Source organism: Alloacidobacterium sp. (assembly GCF_035631355.1).
GTDB lineage: Bacteria > Acidobacteriota > Terriglobia > Terriglobales > Acidobacteriaceae > Alloacidobacterium.
The window spans coordinates 59,915-79,784 of sequence record NZ_DASQIX010000069.1 but is presented as its reverse complement, the minus strand read 5'-3'; the positions used below and the strand labels follow the sequence as shown (position 1 = coordinate 79,784).

Here is a 19,870-nt window from a genome sequence, read left to right as displayed (position 1 = left end):
GGCGACCCTGACGGCAACATGATCGAAGTCTACTGGCCCACTGGAGATATGAGTTTTATCGACTCGCCGACAATCGAGCCCATCGACTTCGCTCAGTCCAACGAAGCACTGCTTGAAACGCTGCCGTCTAAATATCGCCAGACTGCACTGCCGGCTACTGCATCGGCAATGGTGTCGCGACGCGACCAGGTGAAACATGTTCCCGCGGAAACCGGCCAGGCCTATTGGGGCCCTGGAGATCAGATTACGTTTCTGATCACGGGCGAAGACACCGGTGGCACTTTCTCCATGGCAGAAGTGTCCGTACCGCCGGGTGGTGGTCCGGGGCCGCACCTACACCATCGCGAGGACGAGTCGTTCCAGATCATGCAAGGGACACTGACCGTTCATGTGGGCGGGAAGAAGATCGTCGCGTCTAGTGGCGATTTCGTTTACCTCCCGCGTGGCGTTGAACACTGCTTCACGAACAGCGGCGACGTGGACGCAAAGTTCTTGGTCGTGATTACGCCTGCGGGCCTTGAGAACTTCTTTTTCGAGGCCTTTTATCCCGCTCCGGATCGTTCGGCAGGGCCGCCGCCTCTCTCCGAAGCCTTGTTAACTCGTTTGGTCGCAGCCGCTCCCAAATATGGCCTGGAGTTTGTTCCGCCCACTCTGCAGTAGTTGGAGAGTCATCAGGTTCCCCATTGTTGTTTCTTAGATCAGGGAACAGCAAATGGCATGCTTCGCGCTGCTCAGACGGGTTCCTCAACACTGGCCGACTTGAACGAAGCCGGCTTGTGTTCCTCATCGCCCGCGATTCCAAATCTCACTTGGCGATTTCAGGCGTGGGTGTTGAAAAAGGGCTTGTCGTCGATTTAGCCGGCGGACTGCACTGCCGAACGCTTGGTTGATCATGACGCTTGAGATCGAGATAGCCTTCAGCGTTGCTTCGGTAGACAGCGCGGCTAATTACGTGAAGGTCAGATTCTTGCTGGCTGTCAGATGCTCTGTCATCTTCGGCTTTCGCAGGGCTCTTGTGATGCTTGACCTTTTGGATGTCGTCCTGCGTCGTGGAACTCAGAAACGCGATCCTCGTGCCGTCAGGCGACCAGACTGGGGTCGTCGCTCCCTTCGGCAAATCTGTAATCGTCCAGGCCTCGCCTCCTTCGAGCGACAGCAAAGCGAGAAAGAGCCAGAGGCCAAGAGCCAGCCGACAATGTATCCGTAGCGATGCAAATCAAGGCACAGCATCGTCATGGCCTCCAACTGAGATTTGTCGAATACCGAAAGGAAATCCGCACTGCGCAAAAGCGTCAGGGCGACGATCTCGCTAAACGTATTCACGAACATGATGGGAACGAACACCAGACCCAGAATCAGCATCAGCGAAGCCGCAGTCTTGTTGACTACACTAAGTAATCGGTAAGGGACCCAGAGCTGGAAGACAAATTCGACCATGCAAATCAGTTTCGAGACGATGCCCAGGCGGAAAAGCCTTTCGAAAGCGCGGGTCTGCTGGAACATGCTTTAGAAATCCGGTTGTGAATCATGTGTGAGACTCCAATCGAAGCTTCGGGAAGCGCTGCGGTGCGTCGCTCCGAGCAATGGTGGACGGGTCCAAGGCGGCTGCAAGTGCCTCCATCTGGTTATCAATCGAAATCCTTGAATGGCGCACGGGCTGTGGCGGCGATAAACCGCAAGATATTGAGGTCTCGCTCACTTCGGCGCAGGCTGACGAGTTTCACCGTGGCCTTGCCGTGGCGCGTGATCACGACTGCTTCGCCACGTATCGCGCGCGTGATTAACTCGCCCAGCCTTCCCCGCGCTTTTGTGCTTGAAATTCTCATTTCCTCGAATCCGGATTTGTCTTTTTTGCCGCCATAAACCTTGCGTTTTCTGCGCCGTCCTGAAAAGTTCAAAACCTGCGTTTTTTCGCGATTGACTTGGCGCGTGGTAATCGGCGCGCCGCGTAGAGATTTGACCCACCTACCCCGGTCGCCTCCGCTCCAGCGCTCATTCAGCGCCTTCCTCATCGTCCTCCTCAGAATCGAGAGCCTTCAGTGCTTTTAGCTTCATGGTCGCGGTAACGAAGTCGTCGCGCGAATCGAAGATGCTATTCTCGGGTTCGTCGTCTCCGATTTCTGGCTTGACGACCACGTCGGATAAATCAGGCGCATCGTTGGCCACGATACGGAGCATCTCATCGACCGCTGCGGCCTTGGCAGCATTCAGCTTCGTTATCGCCCGGAGAGCTGGTGTATACGCTTTCTGCACAGAAGCCTTCGCCTGCTGATAGGCAGGCTGGTCGTCAAACCACGCCAAAAGGTCTGGCGGCATAGCCATCGCCTCGGCGAATCGTCTATCAAAGGTCGGATCGAAGTAGGGGGCGACAGCAGCCCGGGCGATCTGGTCGAGCAGGTCTGGGCGCAATGCGGCGAGAGCGTCAATCTCAACCTGCTCGCGTCCCCAGCGTTCGCGCCACGCTCGTGCACGCTTTTCGGCGCGCTTGATAGGTGAATCAGGAAGATTGAACTCGATGACCTGTTCGACGGTCAGTGCGACCTTAAACAAGCGCACATCAAGATCAGGAAATTCATGGCAACGGTGCGCCTGCAACTTGCGTGCGACCGATATAGGCATCTGCCATCCAGCCGGATCGAAATCGGAGAAGTAGAGAAGTCGCAGCCGTCGCTTATCGGCTGCAGCGCGGCGGCAAATCCCGAACACGGCAGCTTCGCTGACTTCTCCTGTGCCCAGCACCATCTCTCCGCGCACTTCGCGGGCAATGGGTCGAAGAACTTCGCCGAGACTTGTCTTCTCGCCGATCAAACAAATGCGGAATGGCTGGCGCGGCAGCTTGGGAACGGCCATGGAAAGCGTCGGCACCAGACAGTTGAGTTCCGGTACTCCGAGCGGCTCGATTCCATCGGAAACAATCAGCTCGCGGTCGATGGGATCATCACTGGCATCGACGTCGGAATGCCTATCATCGCGGTCGTAGAAGTCGGGTGGCGCGGCCCGCTCATCAACGATGCGATCAAACGGGATCAGCCCAAGGTGGCGTGCGTATTTGCACGCCGCCTCGACGAACTGGGAGTTAGCGTTTGAACCGACGAAGGGCGTGCCGTCCGGCAGTCTGACATCGCCAGCAGACACACAGCGGTAGTACATGCCGCGAGGATGGACCTCACCGTATGGCTTGAGCCGGTCCACCTGCTCGGTAAACCATTCGGCAGCGCGCCGGCTGGCTTTCGTTTCATTGAAGGGATCGTGTTTGGGTGAGAGCACAAACAGATCGCGTGGCGCGCATCCCGCCCGCGCCGCTTCCTCGGCCAAGAAGGTCGCCAGCGGCCCAGATGGCTGATACGGTTCCGCCTTCGGTGTCTTGGGTAGAGGTTCTGCTTTCGGCGGCTTGGGCAGCGCCGGGTCCGGTGGCAGGCGATTGCGGCTGCGTGTGAACGCCTTGCGCAGCGCTTCGACGATTTCCGACTGCAGCAACGAAAGATCGGGAGCCTTGCCCAGACTCGTGGTCGGAATGAACGGCGAAGTGACAGCGACGATCAGATCGCAGTGGCCACCTTCGACCTTCATGATCGCATCGCCGTCGTCGTCGAGGCAGGCGCCAGATATGTAAACGCCGCCATGGCCGTGTACTGCATCGACGCCACCTACGGTGGGTGTCCGGTTGCAATAGAGCGTCAGCGCTGCTTCATCGCCTCGGCGGCTGGTCACGTTGGCCCAAGCCTCAATCAGTACAGGGATGTGGGCGCGCGGCTCGTGTGTGCGCGTGACAAGCGCAGCCTCGGCGACGATGTAACCGTCATATGCCTCGCCGAAGGCGTCGGCACCGATCAGGCCGAGTGCGCGTGGCTTCACGACACGAGCGGATTCCTGCATCTGTTTAAGCAGCGCGGCAATTTCCGGATCACTCATGCTGCGGCATGTGCGGCCCTTGCCGAAAGGAGCGGCGATCCGTCCCGCCATGGCGCCCGAGCAGCCGTCTAACTTCTCGATCAGCTGGCGAACGGTCGTCTCGGCGGCCTCGATGACGGCGAAGGATTGGGCGAGGTGATCGGCATCGAGCCAATGCGGCGAAGGCAGGCGCGTATATGTCGGGCCAGCAGCGCACGCAAGCTTGACCGCATCCTCGGCCTCAATAAGATCGTCGTCATACGGGATGATCGCGCCAAGGGTGTATGTAATCCGCGTGCCGAGTTTATTCGGAGCAGAAATCTGCGAGATGATTTCGGTGTCGCCGAAGCGCCGTGGCCGCAAAGCGGTGCGACGCCCATGCGATTCGACGGTGATGGTGCCGTCCGACAGAGCGACAGCGCCGACCAGGACGCGAAGACCGTTGCCGAGCATGCCGCGCGAAGGGCGGCGGAAGAATTTACTGGATACCATCGAGCGGTTGGCCGAGAACAAATTGCACAATCCATGGAGGTCCTGTTTGATGCCGCTTCCTGCGTCCTCGACGATGTAAGTGTCATCGCCGTCGCGGCGGATGGTGACAGATTCCGCATTGCCGCCGACGCGATCAATCTCGTCGAGAGCATTGTCTACGACTTCCTTGTTGATGAGCGCTCGCAGCCACTGCGGGCTGACCCCAGCCATGCGCGTCAGCCCTTCCAGAGTGCTGAATTGCAGCGTGTCCGGTCGGCGGACTTGAAAAATCGCGCCTTCTGGGCGAGCCTCGGAGACTTGTGACGGCATGCCGTAGACGGTATTCATCTCTGCGCCTCCACCCGCGTTTCACGCGACCATTCACGCACTTCGTCCAACAGCATTCGCAACCGCTCGCCCTCTTCGCCCGGGAGCCACTGCGCCAACTCCTCCGGCGATCTGCCGTGATGCCGTCTCGTCAGGATCGCGAGCGTCGTCTCAAGCTCGCAGCAGACCTGAAGCCTTCGCGCGTCGTCACGAAGCTGCTCAGCGCTACGCATAGAGCGTCCCCTGTTTGTTGCTGATCAGATTCAGGCGCTCGAAGGTCATCGCGCGTGTAAATCTCACTCCAAAATCGCCTTTTTCGCCCTGCCTTTGCTTGGTGATGATCATGCGACCGACATACTCGCCTTCGTGCGTCTCATCGGCACCTTCTCGATGCAGCAGCACATCGAACCTGCTTCATTCTGCACATCACCGCTCTGGCGAATATCGAGCATGCTGGGTTCGGAATCTTTTGTTCGACCGGATTTCTCAGTCAGACTGCTTAATGCGAGGACAACCATGCCTTCGTGCTTCACGAGGTTCGCAAGCTGCTTTGCCGCATATCCAACCGCAGCGTATTGTTGCTCAGGTTTGTCAGTTGTGAACTCCATCTTTTGCAAATAATCAAGCCCGACAAATTCAACGCTGTGGCGCTGTTTTGCTATACGCGCGCGTGACACAAGCTGCTGAATGTTCAGGGATCGCGGGAATTCTATCCAGACGGGAAACTGTCTAAGTTCTTTCTGCGCTTCCTCAACCCGCGTCATATCGACAGGCGTTAAACATTCCGGATGCCTGAACCGCTGAAAGTGAATTCCGGTCATGGCTGCGAGCATCCGGCGCAGAACCTGGCCTTCGTCCATCTCCAGTTGAAAGCAGAGCGCTGAAACGTCATTCCTGCCGCAGCTGATGAGCGTCTGCAACAGCAGGGACGACTTGCCTTCGGATGACCGCGCCGCGACGATGGCAAGCTCGCCCTTCAGCCAGCCGCCGCCGAGTTTGCCGTCGAGGATGTCGACTCCGGTCGGAACCCACTTCCGCGGCGCTCGGCCAGCGCTCGTCGAGCAGACGCGGAAATTCACGACTGCAAAGCTCACCGAGCGACATCGCGGAACCGACGTTGTCACTCGTGATGTCCAACAAGCGTGAGGCGTGCGTGGCCATCAACTCGGCGCCATCGATACTCTGCTCGGCTGTTTCGGTGATCGTCAGGCAGCAGGCATTGATCAGCCGCCGACGCATCGACTTGTCTTTCACAATGTCGACGTATTCCCGGATACTTGGCCGGCGCGGCATGCCTTCCGTCAGCGAGAACAGGTACGCTGCGCCGCCGATGGCTTCCAGTTCGTGGTTGTTCCCAAGTTCGTCACTGAGCGTGACGATGTCGATGGCACGATTGTCGCCGCGCATCCGCACCATCGCCGAATAGATGCGCCTATGCGAATCGAGCGAAAAATCATCGCGGGTGAGGTCTGATTCGTCGAAGACGGAATTGTCGAGCATGACTACGCCGAGAACGATGCGCTCAGCATCGAGGCTTGCTGGCAGACCGCGCTCGGAGAGAATTTCGTCAGGCGTCTTCATGGCTGCCTCGCCGCGTCGATCTGGTCGCGCATTTCTTTGCGAGGCTGCGTTTGTGGTTTTTTCTTTTCATAGGCGGCGCTTTCAGTCGCCGCCTTATCTGGTTCTGGTTCGCGCGCGCGCGCGGAGCTATTTATTTCGCCATTTGTCTGGACATTTTGGCGTTTTGGCCAGCCATGTCTAGTCACATGGTCGTTTTGTCCAGCCATGTCTAGTCGCGCCTCTGTTTCGCTATGACTAGACACATGGGCCTTTTGGCTAGACACAATGAAGGTTTGTCTAAACCTGTCTAATCGCCTCCTCACGGCCTGATCGGCGTGCTCTGACCAGTCATGGACGACGAGGCGATACACAGGGTCTTCATCCAGCCAGCCAGCGCGAATCAGTGCCGCGATCAGCCTGTCCGCGTCGCCCCGATACTCAAGGAAGACTGCGATTTCCAGATTGCTGATCTTGCCGATGTCGCCGCGCGGTGCCTCGCGCGCGCACAGATGCCAGAGCAACTCAAGGATGCCAACAGCCTCGTACAGGTGAATATCGAGGAAGTGGCAGAGCTTCCTCATTTTCGTGTTTGTGGGAGCTTCACGTTTCACAGCAACCTCCAGACAACGAAAGTTTGAATGGAACCTGATGGCTGCTGGTGCTATGCTCTAGGCAGCAGCAGCACCAGCAGTAGTAGTTCATCGATTCCAATCCGTTCTATGGGCCGTTTCGCCTTCGTCAGCGAGCGGCCTTTTCCTTTACGCACAAAAGCGCGTAAACAACAACCTCCTCAGCGCGGTTCCTCGCGTCGTCGTCGTCGTCGTCGATCTTTGCTGCTTTCTTTGAAAATCGGGTGTTGAAGGGCCGCTCTTGATGGCGACCTCTTCGGCGATCGCTTTAGCTGATCGCGCCGCCGCCGGGAAGCGCCTGAAGCCAGGCCTCCACGTCAGAGACTTTGTATAGAACCTTCCTGTAGCTCACCCGGACGAATGGCGGACCGCTGTTGGCCTGCCGCATGCGCGCCAGCTGGGTCTTTCGGATGGCAAATCTTGCCTCGATCCCTTCGGCACTCGCGTATTTCCGATCAGCGTCTTCTTTCACTGCACTCCGCATGGCAACAATCCTCAACCAGCAATTTGCCGATATATTGGCATTCAACAGGGGGGAGAAGTCAAGTGGAAAAAACGTGCCTAAATGCGCGGATCGCCTGATTCCACGGGCGTTTTACTCACCTATCGCTGTACAGATTTTGTACAAGACAGAGTGGCAATATATGGCAAAATACGGCGGAATGGTCCATTTTGCACCGCTCTCACACGAACGTGTACAGTGTGATAAAAGCCGCGTAAACACTAGCGATTATTGATTTCACAGGGGTTATTTCAGGGAGTGCGGGAAGGAGTAGAGAAATATTTTTTCTCTTTCTATTGTAGCAATTCAAGGCATAATTACCGCTCAATTTGGGCCAGGTTTTTGCTGATTGGAATGTGTGGGTTAGGAGATTTCCACTGTCTGAAGGGCTTGACAAGATTTTCGGCAATGATCGCGAGTTGCTGCCAAGTTCAGGCCTTCTTAGAGTTTCGCTTTCAAATCACGAATGAACTCTTCAACTTCTACCTGGTCGCCCTCGCTTTCGCCTCCACCCAAGTCGAGGTATTTCTGAAAATCAGCGATGGCGGCGCGATGCTCCGGCCGGTTCTTCTTCAACTGTGCCCTGTTGTAGTATGCATTCGCATAGTCTGGCTTGAGCCGGATCGCCTCATCATAATCGGCCAGCGCGCCCTCGATGTCACCCTTGTCGCAACGGGCATTGCCGCGGTTGCTATAAGCAACCGGGTCGTCGGGCATCAGGCGGACCGCCTCGCCATAATCGGCCAGCGCGCCCTCGATGTCACCCTTGGCAAGACGGGCATTGCCGCGGTTGCTATAGGCGAGCGCGTCGTCTGGCTTGAGCCGGATCGCCTCGTCATAATCGGCCAGTGCGCCTTCCAGGTCTCCTTTGGCTTTACGTGCGACGCCGCGGTTGATATACGCATCAGCGTAATCTGGCTTGAGCCGGATCGCCTCGCCATAATCGGCTAGCGCGTCCTCGATGTTAGCCTTGTCACGACGGGCATTGCCGCGGTTGCTATAGGCGAGCGCGTCGTCTGGCTTGAGCCGGATCGCCTCGTCATAATCGGCCAGTGCGCCTTCCAGGTCTCCTTTGGCTTTACGTGCGACGCCGCGGTTGATATACGCATCAGCGTAGTTGGGTAGAAGGCGGATCCCTTCAGTGTAAAAGCGAATCTTCTCATCAGGATCGACTGCACTAAAACCTCGCTCAAAGTATGCCTGGGCTATGAGCGCTTCTGCCCGCACGATCGGTGCCGCTTTGGCCGCGATCTTTTGTTCTTTCGCCGCTTCCTGGGCTGGCGGTGAGGCAGGGTGCGAGACAGTATCGAGAGCAACATTCAGGTAGGTTCGCAGCTTTTCCATTGCCGCGAAAACGTACTCTGCTGGAACGCCCACTGCCTGATATTTCCGGAGAAGAGCGAGCTTGCCAGTGAGCTGATCAGCTATGGCGGGGGTGCTGAAGCTGAAACCTTCGAGCATGAGCGGGATGATGTTCCGTTTCTCATCAAGAGCGGTTTCGATTTCACGGCGCAGCCAATCTCCCGCTTCAGAGCAGCGTTCGAGCGCGGAAGGCGTGAGCAGGACGAGAAAATGAGCGCGGGCACGAACATTCTCAAGAATGACGGTTTCGAAATCACCGGCGGGGATGCTGTTGAAATCGAAGAAAACGTCATACCCATGCTGAGTCAAGTCCTGATAGATAGCGAGCGCCCAAGGGAAGTTAGTGCGGCGGTAGCTGATGAATACCGTTTTTTCGATGCGTGCCATGCGCGGGTCGTGCTCGTGCCCATTCTCTATCAAATCGGTTGCACACGAAAAGTAAATCGACGAGGAGCGTTGGTGTCAGCCGGATGCCGCACATCTCAAAGAGATGTGGGGATTAACGCCGGCCAACTCACCCCATCATGCCTCTACAGATTTCGCTAAAGACGCGGCCAGCACCTTGATGCTGCGCAGGTCGATCTTCCCGGTTCCCAGCACTGGCAGGGCGTCCGTGTAAAAGAATTGGTTCGATTTGGGTTTCCACAATGCTGGCAGATCACTTTGGGACAGTTTTTGCACCACCGGTTCAAGATGCTCGGCGGAAAGTGTGGTGAGGACAACGATGCGTTCGCCTTTCTTCTCATCGACAACCGCCGTCACGGCAAAGACCTGCTCGGTCACTCCGGCAAGGTCGTGCAGCATCTCCTCAATCCGGATGTGAGGCACCATCTCGCCGCCGATCTTGCTGAAGCGCGAGAGACGACCGGTGATGGTGAGGAAACCGTCTTCATCCATCGTGACGATATCGCCGGTCTTGTACCATCCATCGCGCAGCACTTCGGCTGTCTCCTCCGGCATACCCAGATAGCCCTGCATTACGTTTGGACCTTTTACCAGCAGCATGCCTGGATTGCCCGGCACGACCGGCTCGCCCGTATCGATATTGACGATTTTTACCGACATGCCGGGCAGTGGATGTCCGATCCCGCGCTTCGCGGGGCCCTGACCGGAATCTGGGGAGGTGACCGCGACCACCGGAGAGCACTCGGTACATCCATAGCCCTCAAGTGGGCGAATGCCGAATGTGTCTTCAAATGCGATGGCGAGCCGGTCCTGGAGCTTCTCCGCGCCCACGATGACAAACCGCAAAGACCGAAAGCTCTCTGGGGAACAACGCCGCAAATATGCCTGCAGAAACGTTGGAGTGGCAACCAGAAGGGTCACTTTGTACTTCTCGACCAGCCCACCGATCACCTGTGCATCGAGCGGATTCGTATGATAAACCGCGCCCATGCCATGCACGGCGGGCAGCCACAGCCCCGCCATGAATCCAAAGGAGTGGAAGAACGGCAGGATGCCGAGAATCTTGTCGCGCCCATCGAGCGAAAAAATCTGGCAGACCTGTGCGATGTTGGACAGGATGTTGAAATGCGAAAGCATCACGCCTTTTGGATCGCCCGTGCTACCGCTCGAGAAGATAACTGTGGCCAGTTGGTCGACAGGAAACGTGGCATTGGCTTTCGTATTCTGTCCTGATGTCATGGGAACAGGAGTGGATTGTGCGCCGAGGATTTTCTTAAGCAGCGAAAATGGTGTGAGCCAGGCCAGTGCAAGGGCCGCGATCTTCTCGCTGGTACGGGGAGCACCGAGAGCATCTTCTAGCAACAGCGTGCGGCCTGGAATTGCGAGATTGGGGAACCGTTCGACGAAGGCCTTTGCAGTGATGACTACGTCGATACCGCATTGCTGCGCGCACGATGCGATCACTTCACTGGACGAAGTGTAGTTAAGGTTCACCGGAACGCGGCCAAGCAGGGTCAAAGCATAGTTCGCCAGCGCTCCGCCTACGGAAGGAGGCAAGAGCAAGCCAACCATTGGCTGTGATCCGATCTGGCCTAGCAACCTCCGTGCGACATACATCGTCTTGGTAAGCGCCGAGCCGAAAGCGACCTTTGGCGTCTTGCCATCCGCCAGCATGAAGCCCCGAGGATGGCGTCTCGCCGTGCGCACAAATGCGCCGTCAAGTGTCTGCATCCGTGGTTTACGGCTGTAGTAGGCGTCAGTCGTTGAGGTCGATGGCATAAGCTTTCCGAAACTGATCTTTACTGGATACAGCATACGGCGTGGCAGCTTTCACAGGAAGCGCATGCTCGAACTCTGGAACGTGCCCGTCGGAGGCATCACGCGTAGTTGAACAGCATAGGTTTGCGGAGGCTCATCATCCGCACATTGTTGGCGTATGATGTTCGCGTGCGTGAATTAGTACGAAAGTAAAAAAGAAGATCGCAGACGGTAGTCTTTTTTTCATTTAATGCATTGGTTTTCTTCCCCGAGCGTACTGTTGCAAGTCCAGGAACAAGTTTCCGCATCCGGAGGCGGCATCGTGGCCAAGACAAAAGCTGAAAAATATGAATTATTTAAAGATGTTCATATTACAGGGTCCAGTTCTTTTGCTCCCAGCGCAATTCTCGCGCCGAACACAGAAGTAGACATCATCGACGCCGATACAAATTACTTCGACAAAAACAATACCTACATATATGTCGAAGTGATGGATGGAACGCATAAGGAGAAAATCGGGTTTCTGCCCAAATTTTCCATTCTCGCCTGTGACGCCGTTGAATCCAATGTCGGGCTCTCCAAGGTGACAACAACCGGAGTTAAGTACGGTGGCCGCGGAACACCGAAAGGCGATACGAGTCAAACCAGCTTCGTAGCGAATGGACATGAACTGCACTTCCAATTGCCATTCAAGGGCAAGGAAGGGTGCTCGTACTGCGGCGGAACCATCGAGAGCCACACGATTGAGGAATCGACCGAGGTCAAGAACCTGGCTCTTGCCGTGCACGGCGCCATTTCCGGTTGGGCAAAGAAGCCCAGCCAGGTAATGATTGGTGTGCTGCGGGTTGTCGATTCACGGGGAACCAGGAACCTTCTGGCTGTTTCCGGTTTCAACAAAGATTTCGATGACTCTTATGAAAAAGAAGCCAGGAAACAGAACGTTCGTTTCATCTCAAGTCAGGAAGCAAAGGAATGGGATTATCTGCGGGATTTTAAGGGCCAGAAAATCTCCGAAGTGGGTTCGCAGAAAATCAACATCAAGAACATGTATGAGGAATTTTTGATGTGCGCAGGGCCTAAATTGTTGCAGGGCGTTCTGCAGGCTTACCAGACGGATGACATCAATTTCAAGGGAAGGCTCTTTATGTCTGAAATCTGGTATAAGCCGTCGGATTCCCATCAGAACTATGGCAACGCGGCAACCGCAGAGTCCTGCCCCAAGTGCTCCGTCGTGATTCCTAGAATGCTTTGCGGATATAAGCCGTCAAAGTAAGGCGGACGTTGCGGCACTCGGCGAAGGTTAGCGCCACCATTCTGTTGTCCTGAGTTTATGTTTTGCTCTCCCACCCTTTCGCAAAATGCACGAAAGGATGGGGCACCCGGCACTCAGCATCCAGCTTGCGATGTATCATGGCGACCATGCGTAAGCCAGTTCTGTTCTGTTCCTGTCTCATTGCTTTGACCCTGAATGCCCAGCAAGATCATAAGTGGGCCGTCGTGCTCCATGGTGGAGCGGGCGTGATTGAGCGCAGCCACATGGATCCGAAGACGGAAGCAGCCTATCGCGCCGATCTTCAGACCGCGCTGATGAAGGCCGCTGACACGCTCGACAAGGGCGGCTCGGCGCTCGACGCGATCGAAGCGGCCATCCGCTATATGGAAGACGATCCTCTCTTCAACGCCGGCCGCGGCGCCGTCTTTACCGCAGCGGGAAAGAACGAACTCGACTCGGCCATCATGGACGGGTCGAACCTGAAAGCGGGAGCGGTGGCCGGAGTCACGCGCACGCGGCATCCCATCTCGCTGGCCCGCGCGGTCATGGAGAAGTCGCCGCATGTGATGCTTATCGGCAACGGGGCTGACGAGTTCGCATCGGAGCATGGGCTTGAGATGGTCGATCCCAGCTTCTTCTTCACCGAGCGCCGCTGGCAGAACCTGGTCGAAGAGCTAAAGAAAGAAGGCAAGCCTATACCGCCCCGTCCGGCAGGAGCGCCGCCCGCGCCGAAGGGAAAACCCGACGCTCAACTGATGTTCCCGGTCGAATCGCCGGATGCCCACAAGTTCGGCACGGTGGGGGTGGTCGCGCTCGACAAGCAGGGGAACATCGCTGCAGGAACTTCAACCGGCGGACTGACTGCCAAGATGTGGGGGCGGGTTGGGGACTCGCCCATCATCGGCGCCGGAACCTATGCCGACAACCGCTCCTGCGCCGTATCCGGCACCGGAACAGGCGAGTACTTCATCCGGCTCACGGTTGCGCGCACCATTTGCGCGCTGGTGCAGTACAAGGGCATGGGCCTGCAGGAGGCAGCCGACGACGTCATCCAGCGGCAGCTTACGGAGATGAAGGGCGACGGCGGCATCATCGCCATCGACACCAAAGGCGACATGGTCTGGAGCTTCAACTCGCCCGGCATGTATCGCGCCCGCATCTCGGAAGGCGGCAAGCCGGAGATCGGCATGTACAAGGACGAGAAGTAGCCGCACTTTACGCCGTCTGTGCGTAAGGAGTGGTCTTGCGTGCATCGCGCAGCGCAGCCGCCCACCAGCGCAGATGTTTCAGCATAGTGGCCATTGACCGCTCGGCGCGTTCGGGCTTCAGCAACACGCCCGCGCCATCGAACTGCTCCCATGCGCCGGCGAAGCTTACCGAGTCGCGCATAGTGACGGCGTGCAACTCGGCAAAGACCTGACGCAACTGCTCGACGGCGCGCAGACCGCCCGAAGCTCCTCCATAGGAGACGAAGGCGACCGGCTTGGCTTGCCACTCTGTTCCAATGGAGTCGATGAGATGTTTCAAAGGCGCAGGATAGCCGTGGTTGTATTCGGGAGTGACCACGACAAAAGCGTCGGCATCGGCAAGCCGCTGCTGTCGGGTTGCAGTGTCTTCCACCGCCGGCGGGTCAACGATATCAACTGTGAACGCGCCGTTCTTTGCGATCTGTGTGGCGGCCCACCCGGCCACCTTGTCGCAGAAGCGCCCGGGACGTGTGCTGCCGTAAATCAGCGCAATGTGGATCGTATTTTCCATGGATGTCTTCCTTTCCTGCAATCGCTCTGAGAAAAGCGTAGAACCTCAAGTAAACTTGAGGTCAAGAGGAATTTTGATGCCGCAATCGAATCAAGGGCGCTTTCCCAGGGAACTGACTGTGGGCGAGGTGGCGCGAAGGAGTGGTGTCGCCGTTTCCACGCTTCACTTCTATGAGTCCAAAGGGCTGATCAAAAGCTGGCGCAACGAGGGGAACCAACGGCGCTATGCGCGCGAGGTGCTGCGGCGCGTGGCTGTGATCAAGGTGGCTCAGCGGACCGGAATTCCGCTGGAGTCGATTCGCCTGGCGCTGCAGGAGCTGCCCGATGAGCGCACTCCAACAGCGGAGGACTGGGCAAGGTTGTCAAAGAAATGGAGAGCGGAACTTGAAGACCGCATCCAGAGGTTAATGCGGCTGCGTGATCAGCTTGATGGGTGTATTGGCTGCGGCTGTTTGTCGCTGGGCGTCTGCCCGCTGCGCAATCCGTGGGACAAGCTCGGCGAAGAGGGACCGGGGCCACGGCTGCTTGACCCGCAATGATAATGTGTTACTGCGATTGAGCCGCCGGGATAGACTCAACTCTTACGATCTGGCACTCGACCTGTTTCCCCTGCGGGGTCTTAATTTTGGCTTTGTTGCCGTCGATCTCATATCTCACATTCTCGCCCACCACGAAATCGGTCGCGTTCATTGACTTTTTGGGGTTGGTGCGGCATGTGTAAGCCTTGTCGGTGGTATTGAAGGAGAGATCGTAAGCCTGGTGCTTTTGATCCTTCCCTTTTATCCCGGCAGGCTGGCAATCTTTCAGAGAAGTAGAACCTTCAATCTTCTTGTCTGCCAATGCCGGAATGGACATGGCGACTACCAGAAATGCAAGCATGAACTTACGCATTACACACCTCCGGCCCAAATGATCATGAAACCAATACTACCTACTTTTCGACCTCAACCCCGCGCCAGAAAGCTATATGATTTTTAATGTTACGGGCGGCAGGCTTAGGGTCGGGATAATACCAGGCGGCGTCCTGATTCTCCTGGCCATCTACGAGAAGGCTGTAGTACCGGGCCAGGCCTTTCCAGGGACAGGTTGAGGTTGTCGAACTCGAGCGGAGATATTCGCGCTTCACTGCCGACTCCGGGAAATACACATTCCCCTCAACTGTCTCGTAAGCGTCACTTTCTGCAATTACTTTCCCGTTCCAGACTGCCTTTGCCATCACGTTCCTTCGTAAATTTCCGTATATCTAACCCCGTATACATTAGCAGATGCTTGAGCCAGGGTAAAATTCATGGCCCCTTAGAATTGATGGGAAGTTGATTTTAGAGAAGGCAATCTTCCTTGTTTCGCCGTAACGACAGTAAACTAAGGATGATGTAATCATGCCCATAAGTAGCTTGTTATCTATTGTATGAGGCAGAACAATCGCATCTGACTGGGTTACTTTCGTTTGGTTAGTTGTTAACTTTGAGTATTTAGAACCAACCCGAAAAGGATATGATAAGCGAATCCAAAACTCCGGGCATGTGGTGGACGAATAAGCCCGAAGTGAAATTGGAGGCGACTTGAAAGCCCGCATCCGACTGGGAGATCTGTTGATCGGGGCGAACCTCGTCACCTCTGAGCAGGTGGCAGAGGCGCTCTACCAACAGCGTGAGAGTGGCCGCCGCCTGGGGGATTTGCTGGTTGCCTCGGGCGCTTTGACGCGGGAGACACTCGAGACATTTCTCAATCGCATGCCGACTGAGCCCGAGAATATCGTGGCTACTAAAATCCCTGAGCCAGATCTGCTGACATTGCTTATCAAGCTGATCTATACGGGCCGTCTTGAAACCGTCCGCCAGTTCGTCGACGCCATCAAGTTGCCGTATCACATTGTGCTGGATCTGATTCCCAAGGCGATTGACCGCCAGATGCTGCGCGCGCTGGGTATGCGAGAGAGCGACAATCTTATCGACATGAGCTACGCTCTCACGGACGAAGGCCGTCGATGGGCGCAAGAGTCGCTACACCAGTCCAGGTACGCCGGGCCAGCGCCAGTCATGCTCGACGAATTCACCGCGATGGTCAGCCGTCAGAAGCTGACAAATGAAGCCGTCACCTACCCACGCATCAGTGAAGCGCTGGGCGATCTGGTTTTCGACGACAGCATGATCGAGAGAAGCGGTCCGGCGCTGAATGCAGGAAGGTCGATGCTCCTTTATGGACCGCCGGGCAACGGCAAAACATCAGTTGCCCTGAGTTTTGCCAGGGTTTTTGATGATGTGATTTATGTGCCCTATGCGGTGATGATCGAAGGCCAGATCATGCGAGTCTACGACGCCAGCATCCACAACAAAGTGGATGAACCGGCGGTTGTGAAGGATGATGAGACGTTCTCTTTTTTCCGGGAGCAGGAATATGATGCGCGCTGGGTACCCTGCAGGCGACCCTTTGTAATTGCCGGCGGCGAACTGACGCTGGAGATGCTTGACCTGAGATATGACGTAGTGGCGAATTATTATGAAGCGCCATTGCATGTAAAGGCGCTCGGCGGATGCTTTCTGATTGATGATTTCGGCCGCCAGCTGGTGACGCCCGCAAACCTGCTGAACCGCTGGATTGTGCCGCTGGAAAGCCGTGTCGACTATCTAAAGCTCCACACTGGCAAGAGCTTTACAATCCCTTTCGAGGAACTGATCATCTTCTCGACCAACATTGATCCCGAAGACCTGATGGATCCGGCTTTCCTGCGCCGTCTTCCTTACAAAATCGAAGTAGGCGCGCCTAGTCTTGACCTTTACCGGCGTATCTTCGACCAGGAGTGTGAAAAGGAAGGGTTGGTTCTATCAGACGATACGTTCGATTACATCGTGCAAAAGATTACGGTGGAAAAAAGTCTGGAACTGGCGGCTTTTCAGCCGAAGTTCATTACCGACCAGGTGCTGGCGACCTGCCGGTTCATGAATCTGCCACCGCACTTCGAGTTGCGATTCATCGATTATGCAATTGCCAACCTGCGCGTGGCGCATCGATCTCCTGCGACCGGAACGGCCTCTGCCCCGGAGGGGCGGGTCTATGCCGAGGCCATGAGCTACTGGGCTTCGCAGTAGCTAAACGGCCTGTTCCACCAGCGGACCGTGTGTCTCAGCAGTGGGCTTCCCGGCCACTGGCGCCTCCCCAATCCGCTTCGAGTAGCTGCAGGCGACTGCAGATTCCTCTTCACCCTTCTTCTTGCGCTTCTTTGGGGTTTCAACTTCATCGCCGGCAGCAGGCTTTTTATTGTTAGGGCAGACAAGGTAGATGCCTGACTTGAGTGTTTTCTCCACCAGATACGGCGAGCCGCATTCCGGGCACTTCTTGTCTACCGGCTTGAAGTTTGCGGTGAAGTCGCACTTCGGGTAATTCTCGCAGCCATAGAAGATGTTGCCGCGACGCGCCTTTTTCTCGACAATCTGGCCGTCTTTGCATTTCGGGCAGAGAACGCCGATGGTGTTCTGCTTGATGTATTTGCACTTGGGGTAAGCGGAGCAGGAAATGAACTCGCCGTACTGGCCCTGGCGCTTGACCAATTGACTGCCGCACTTCGGGCAGTTTTCGTCGATGGGCTCGGGCGGTTTCTGCTGCTGCTTGTGATGCAACCGGCGGATGGTCTTGCAGGGCGGGTCTTCGTTGTAACCCGGGCAGGCCATGTATGGTCCCCACGGCCCGTTGCGCAGCACCATGACGCGGCCGCAGTTTTCGCAGTACTCTTCTTCCTGTTCTTCCTGTCCGTCGGTCTGGAGATGAGGCTTTGTTTCAAAGTTTTCGCGCGTGTAGGTACAACTGCCTTTTTTCTTTTTGTCGTAGGAACTGCACGCATAGAATGAACCGAACTTACCCCACTTCAACACCAGCGGCGAACCGCACTCGGGACACTTTTCGTCGGTAGGCTTCTCCATCCGCTTGATGTTTTCCATGTGCTTGCCGGCATCTTTCAGCTCTTCAGCAAAATGTCCATAGAAGCCGGAAAGAAGGTCGGTCCACTTTTCGCGGCCGTCTTCAATGTCGTCCAATTCTTCTTCGAGGCGCGCGGTGTACTTCTTGTCGAAAATGTAGGGAAAATTCTTGACCAGAAGATCATTGACCACTGCTCCGATTTCGGTCGGCACAAAGCGGCCTGAGCGTCCGCCAATTTTCTGCACATATTCGCGGTCCTGAATCGTGTTAATGATGGACGCGTATGTCGAAGGCCGGCCAATGCCCTGCTCTTCGAGCTCTTTCACGAGCGAGGCTTCGTTGTAGCGCGGAGGCGGCTCGGTGTAATGCTGCTCGGGCTTGAGTTCATTCAGCTTGAGCGACTGGCCTTCATCGAGCGCGGGCAGTTTGTTGGCCAGCGCTTCATCGTCTTCATCCTTCTTGTCTTTGGACTCTTCATAGACTTTGAGGAAGCCATCGAACTTGAGCACTGATCCGGTCACACGGAAGTCATAGCTGCGATCGGCTTTTGCGACAATATCGACGGTTGTCTGGTCGAAGATTGCAGGCGTCATCTGCGAAGCGACGAAGCGCTGCCAGATGAGCTTGTAGAGCTTGTACTGCTCATCGCTCAGGTAGCGGCGAATCTCGTCCGGATGATGGTTTACGTCAGTTGGGCGAATGGCTTCGTGCGCATCCTGCGCGTCCTTTTTGGACTTGAAGGCATTGGGCGCAGCGGGCAGGTAGGCATCGCCTAGTTTTGTTTTGATCCACTCGCGGACATTGGTGATGGCCTCGGGCGCGACGCGGGTCGAGTCGGTACGCATATAGGTGATGAGGCCGACGGTTTCGCTGCCGATTTCGACGCCTTCATAAAGGCGCTGGGCGACACCCATGGTGCGCTTGACGTTGAAACCGAGACGCCGCGAGGCGTCCTGCTGAAGCTTGCTGGTGGTGAAAGGGGCTGTCGAGTTGCGTTTGCGCTCTTTGCGGTCCACGCTGCTGACTGACCATGCGGCTTTCTTCAATTGCGCGATGACTTCGTCGGTGATCTTCTGGTCAGGCAGAGATGGCGCATCAACTGTCTCGACGCGAGCGCGCTGGCCATCGATGCCGACGAAGCGGGCGGTGAATGGAGTTGACTTTTGTGCTTCAAGATCAGCGTCAATTGTCCAATATTCGACTGGATTGAAGGCCTTGATTTCGCGCTCGCGCTCAACGACAAGGCGTACGGCGACTGTCTGCACCCGGCCTGCGGAGAGGCCGCGGCGGACTTTATCCCACAGCAGGGGGGAAACCTGGTATCCGACAATACGGTCGAGGACGCGCCGCGTGGTTTGCGCGTCTACGAGATGTGAGTCAACCTTCCGCGCGTGCTGGAAGGCGTCCTTGACGGCCTTTGGCGTGATCTCGTTAAAGGTGACGCGATGGATGGCGTTCTTCTTGACGACTTTGCTCAACTCGTCGGCAAGGTGTGACGCGATGGCCTCGCCTTCGCGGTCGGGATCAGGCGCGAGATAGACAGAGTCGGACTTCGACGCGAGCTTCTTGAGGCGGTCAACGACTTTCTCTTTGCCGGGGATGACGATCAGTTCCGGCTCGAAGGTCCCGTCTTCAAGATCAACACCGATTTTGTTTTTGGGCAGGTCTTTGATGTGACCGATGGTGGCTTCGACCGTGTAGTCCTTGCCCAGATATTTGTTGATCGTCTTGGCTTTCGCGGGGGACTCGACGATCACAAGTGATTTGCTCATGGTTTTCCTTCAATACACCTAAGGGCGATAACCCGGGGCTAAAGCCCCTGGATGTTTCGCGCCTATTCACCGGGCTGAAGCCCAGTGCTTCTACCTTTAATCCAAACTGCGACGAATTTCTATGGAAGCTATCATGGTTTGCCGCGAGGAATCCAGCACAGCGGCAAAAGTCCAGATCCTAGAAAACCATCCCTCAGCGGCTAAAGCCGCGCTTGTTCACTACGTTTACGGCACGGCTGAAGCCGTGC

19 protein-coding genes are annotated in these 19,870 nt (G+C 56.3%); 5 read left to right on the top strand and 14 right to left on the bottom strand.

From position 1 onward, the window contains the following. A partial coding sequence (locus tag VEV40_RS12995; protein ID WP_324832878.1) for a cupin domain-containing protein occupies positions 1-660 on the top strand: 660 nt, incomplete at its 5' end. Between the two features lie 396 nt (positions 661-1,056). Here VEV40_RS12995 and VEV40_RS12990 read toward each other — a convergent pair. From VEV40_RS12990 to VEV40_RS12945, 10 genes are all read right to left on the bottom strand, one after another. Further along, complete coding sequence (locus tag VEV40_RS12990; protein ID WP_324832877.1) at positions 1,057-1,503, bottom strand: DUF4386 domain-containing protein; 447 nt, start codon at positions 1,501-1,503, stop codon at positions 1,057-1,059. Between the two features lie 125 nt (positions 1,504-1,628). Further along, positions 1,629-2,012, bottom strand: a complete 384-nt coding sequence (locus VEV40_RS12985) for a type II toxin-antitoxin system Phd/YefM family antitoxin (protein ID WP_324832876.1) — start codon at positions 2,010-2,012, stop codon at positions 1,629-1,631. Continuing rightward, a complete protein-coding gene (locus tag VEV40_RS12980; protein WP_324832875.1) occupies positions 1,993-4,710 on the bottom strand; it encodes a hypothetical protein in 2,718 nt (905 codons plus the stop codon). Before VEV40_RS12980 ends, VEV40_RS12985 begins: the two co-directional genes overlap by 20 nt. Next, the gene (locus VEV40_RS12975) at positions 4,707-4,922 is read right to left on the bottom strand and encodes a hypothetical protein (RefSeq protein ID WP_324832873.1); all 216 of its coding nucleotides are present in this window, start codon (positions 4,920-4,922) and stop codon (positions 4,707-4,709) included. Before VEV40_RS12975 ends, VEV40_RS12980 begins: the two co-directional genes overlap by 4 nt. A gap of 108 nt (positions 4,923-5,030) precedes the next feature. Beyond that, a complete protein-coding gene (locus VEV40_RS12970; protein ID WP_324832881.1) occupies positions 5,031-5,669 on the bottom strand; it encodes a DnaB-like helicase C-terminal domain-containing protein in 639 nt (212 codons plus the stop codon). Next, on the bottom strand, positions 5,578-6,270 hold the full coding sequence (locus VEV40_RS12965) for a DnaB-like helicase N-terminal domain-containing protein (RefSeq protein WP_324832871.1): 693 nt from the start codon (positions 6,268-6,270) through the stop codon (positions 5,578-5,580). The genes VEV40_RS12970 and VEV40_RS12965 overlap by 92 nt, the downstream gene beginning before the upstream one ends. Beyond that, the gene (locus VEV40_RS12960) at positions 6,267-6,860 is read right to left on the bottom strand and encodes a hypothetical protein (protein WP_324832869.1); all 594 of its coding nucleotides are present in this window, start codon (positions 6,858-6,860) and stop codon (positions 6,267-6,269) included. Before VEV40_RS12960 ends, VEV40_RS12965 begins: the two co-directional genes overlap by 4 nt. A 286-nt stretch (positions 6,861-7,146) precedes the next feature. After that, a complete protein-coding gene (locus tag VEV40_RS12955) occupies positions 7,147-7,362 on the bottom strand; it encodes a hypothetical protein (RefSeq protein WP_324832867.1) in 216 nt (71 codons plus the stop codon). Between the two features lie 459 nt (positions 7,363-7,821). Further along, the gene (locus VEV40_RS12950; protein WP_324832865.1) at positions 7,822-9,129 is read right to left on the bottom strand and encodes a toll/interleukin-1 receptor domain-containing protein; all 1,308 of its coding nucleotides are present in this window, start codon (positions 9,127-9,129) and stop codon (positions 7,822-7,824) included. A 135-nt stretch (positions 9,130-9,264) separates the two neighbouring features. After that, positions 9,265-10,926 carry an AMP-binding protein gene (locus tag VEV40_RS12945; protein ID WP_324832863.1) on the bottom strand — a complete coding sequence of 554 codons (1,662 nt, stop codon included), beginning with the start codon at positions 10,924-10,926 and terminating at the stop codon, positions 9,265-9,267. A 301-nt stretch (positions 10,927-11,227) separates the two neighbouring features. On the opposite strand from VEV40_RS12945, the gene VEV40_RS12940 reads away from it, so the two are divergent. Both VEV40_RS12940 and VEV40_RS12935 read left to right on the top strand, forming a co-directional pair. Beyond that, the gene (locus VEV40_RS12940) at positions 11,228-12,178 is read left to right on the top strand and encodes a hypothetical protein (protein ID WP_324832861.1); all 951 of its coding nucleotides are present in this window, start codon (positions 11,228-11,230) and stop codon (positions 12,176-12,178) included. 137 nt (positions 12,179-12,315) lie between these two features. Further along, positions 12,316-13,386 carry an isoaspartyl peptidase/L-asparaginase gene (locus VEV40_RS12935; protein ID WP_324832859.1) on the top strand — a complete coding sequence of 357 codons (1,071 nt, stop codon included), beginning with the start codon at positions 12,316-12,318 and terminating at the stop codon, positions 13,384-13,386. 7 nt (positions 13,387-13,393) lie between these two features. On the opposite strand, the gene VEV40_RS12930 is transcribed toward VEV40_RS12935, so the two are convergent. Beyond that, on the bottom strand, positions 13,394-13,936 hold the full coding sequence (locus tag VEV40_RS12930) for an NAD(P)H-dependent oxidoreductase (protein ID WP_324832857.1): 543 nt from the start codon (positions 13,934-13,936) through the stop codon (positions 13,394-13,396). Between the two features lie 76 nt (positions 13,937-14,012). Between VEV40_RS12930 and soxR the strand changes: the two genes are divergently transcribed. Next, complete coding sequence (gene soxR, locus VEV40_RS12925) at positions 14,013-14,474, top strand: redox-sensitive transcriptional activator SoxR (protein ID WP_324832855.1); 462 nt, start codon at positions 14,013-14,015, stop codon at positions 14,472-14,474. Positions 14,475-14,481: 7 nt separating this feature from the next. Here soxR and VEV40_RS12920 read toward each other — a convergent pair whose 3' ends face one another. Next, a complete protein-coding gene (locus VEV40_RS12920; RefSeq protein WP_324832853.1) occupies positions 14,482-14,826 on the bottom strand; it encodes a hypothetical protein in 345 nt (114 codons plus the stop codon). Positions 14,827-14,866: 40 nt separating this feature from the next. After that, positions 14,867-15,151, bottom strand: coding sequence for a DUF427 domain-containing protein (locus tag VEV40_RS12915; RefSeq protein ID WP_324832851.1), 285 nt, complete (start codon positions 15,149-15,151; stop codon positions 14,867-14,869). Positions 15,152-15,497: 346 nt separating this feature from the next. Between VEV40_RS12915 and VEV40_RS12910 the strand changes: the two genes are divergently transcribed. Continuing rightward, a complete protein-coding gene (locus VEV40_RS12910) occupies positions 15,498-17,024 on the top strand; it encodes a hypothetical protein (RefSeq protein WP_324832849.1) in 1,527 nt (508 codons plus the stop codon). Here VEV40_RS12910 and topA read toward each other — a convergent pair whose 3' ends face one another. Further along, positions 17,025-19,622, bottom strand: a complete 2,598-nt coding sequence (gene topA / locus VEV40_RS12905; protein WP_324832847.1) for a type I DNA topoisomerase — start codon at positions 19,620-19,622, stop codon at positions 17,025-17,027. It abuts the gene before it with no gap. Between the last annotated feature and the right edge of the window lie 248 nt (positions 19,623-19,870).

Coding starts and splice junctions, on each gene's coding strand:
- VEV40_RS12990 (WP_324832877.1), bottom strand. CDS start 1,503: ATGTTCCAGCAGACCCGCGCTTTCGAAAGGCTTTTCCGCCTGGGCATC.
- VEV40_RS12985 (WP_324832876.1), bottom strand. CDS start 2,012: ATGAGGAAGGCGCTGAATGAGCGCTGGAGCGGAGGCGACCGGGGTAGG.
- VEV40_RS12980 (WP_324832875.1), bottom strand. CDS start 4,710: ATGAATACCGTCTACGGCATGCCGTCACAAGTCTCCGAGGCTCGCCCA.
- VEV40_RS12975 (WP_324832873.1), bottom strand. CDS start 4,922: ATGCGTAGCGCTGAGCAGCTTCGTGACGACGCGCGAAGGCTTCAGGTC.
- VEV40_RS12965 (WP_324832871.1), bottom strand. CDS start 6,270: ATGAAGACGCCTGACGAAATTCTCTCCGAGCGCGGTCTGCCAGCAAGC.
- VEV40_RS12955 (WP_324832867.1), bottom strand. CDS start 7,362: ATGCGGAGTGCAGTGAAAGAAGACGCTGATCGGAAATACGCGAGTGCC.
- VEV40_RS12950 (WP_324832865.1), bottom strand. CDS start 9,129: ATGGCACGCATCGAAAAAACGGTATTCATCAGCTACCGCCGCACTAAC.
- VEV40_RS12945 (WP_324832863.1), bottom strand. CDS start 10,926: ATGCCATCGACCTCAACGACTGACGCCTACTACAGCCGTAAACCACGG.
- VEV40_RS12935 (WP_324832859.1), top strand. CDS start 12,316: ATGGCGACCATGCGTAAGCCAGTTCTGTTCTGTTCCTGTCTCATTGCT.
- VEV40_RS12930 (WP_324832857.1), bottom strand. CDS start 13,936: ATGGAAAATACGATCCACATTGCGCTGATTTACGGCAGCACACGTCCC.
- soxR (WP_324832855.1), top strand. CDS start 14,013: ATGCCGCAATCGAATCAAGGGCGCTTTCCCAGGGAACTGACTGTGGGC.
- VEV40_RS12920 (WP_324832853.1), bottom strand. CDS start 14,826: ATGCGTAAGTTCATGCTTGCATTTCTGGTAGTCGCCATGTCCATTCCG.
- VEV40_RS12915 (WP_324832851.1), bottom strand. CDS start 15,151: ATGGCAAAGGCAGTCTGGAACGGGAAAGTAATTGCAGAAAGTGACGCT.
- topA (WP_324832847.1), bottom strand. CDS start 19,622: ATGAGCAAATCACTTGTGATCGTCGAGTCCCCCGCGAAAGCCAAGACG.